The sequence below is a fragment of the Eggerthella sp. genome, from assembly GCF_048329335.1.
GTDB classification, from domain to species: Bacteria; Actinomycetota; Coriobacteriia; order Coriobacteriales; family Eggerthellaceae; genus Eggerthella; species Eggerthella lenta.
In genome coordinates this window covers 1-1,037 of the sequence record NZ_DBFEGU010000138.1, presented here as the reverse complement: position 1 = coordinate 1,037, position 1,037 = coordinate 1, and the positions used below count along the sequence as shown (strand labels likewise).

Annotated in this window: 1 protein-coding gene and 1 pseudogene; both read left to right on the top strand. The window is 69.7% G+C overall.

Features of this window, described 5'->3' with window-relative positions:
* Nucleotides 1-362, top strand: a pseudogene (gid, locus tag ACMO6A_RS04205) (methylenetetrahydrofolate--tRNA-(uracil(54)-C(5))-methyltransferase (FADH(2)-oxidizing) TrmFO); the annotation flags it as partial.
* A partial coding sequence (locus tag ACMO6A_RS04200) for a site-specific integrase (RefSeq protein WP_418470825.1) occupies nt 359-1,037 on the top strand: 679 nt, incomplete at its 3' end. The pseudogene gid and the gene ACMO6A_RS04200, both read left to right, overlap by 4 nt.

Sequence of the window (1,037 nt, the reverse complement as noted above, 5' to 3'; positions counted from 1 at the left end):
CGGTGCACCTTGCCGGTCAGATCGCGGGCACCGAAGGGTACTGCGAGGCTATCCGCTCGGGGCTCCACGTCGCCTTCGCCGTGGCCGCTGAGCTTCGCGGCGCGCAGGCGCCCGCGCTCCCGCGCGAGACGGCGTTCGGCGCGCTTCTGGCTTACGCCACCGATCCCGCCGTCAAGGACTACCAACCCATGCACGTGAACTTCGGCATCCTGCCCCCGTTCGAGCAGCGCATCCGCAACAAGCGCGACCGCTACGCCGCCTACGCCGAGCGCGGCGCCGAGGCGCTCGCGGCATACAAGGCCGAGCTGGCCGCGCGCGGCCTCGCGCCCGACGCGGGCGGCTGGCCGGAGGCATCCTCATGACTGCAGACGGTGCCTCGTCGTCCCTGCGCGTCGACCCTCTCGACTGCGATCCGCGCATCGTCGAGCTGATCGACGCGTTTTGCCACGCCATGCGCGTGGAGCGCAACGCCTCGGTGCACACGTTGCGCGCCTACCGCATCGATCTTATGGACTTCGCGCGTTGGGCGTGCCGCGAGCGCATCGACATCCTCGCTGCCACGCATCGCCAGTTGCGCCGTTACCTGGGCGAGCTCGACCGCGCACAGTACTCGCGCACCACGGTGAACCGCCGCCTGTCGGCGCTGCGCAGCTTCTTCCGCTGGCTCAACGTCACCGGCATCGCCGACGAGGACCCCGCGAGCATTCTGCAGGGGCCCAAACAGCCGAAGAGCCTGCCGCACGTCATCCGGGCGTCGGACATGGTGAAGCTGCTGACGGTGTACGGCAAGCGCGACGCGGCCGGGCGCGAGCGCGAGCAGTCGTCCGTGGATGCGCGGAACCTCGCTCTGCTGGAATTCCTGTACGCATGCGGCGCCCGCGTGTCCGAGGCGTCCGGTCTGCTTGCGGCCAACGTGGATTTCGGAAGCGGGCAGGTGAAGGTGTTCGGCAAGGGGTCGAAGGAGCGCATCGTGCCGTTGCACGACATGGCCGTGTCGTCCATGCGCGCCTATGCCACGTGGGCCCGCCCGCTGATCC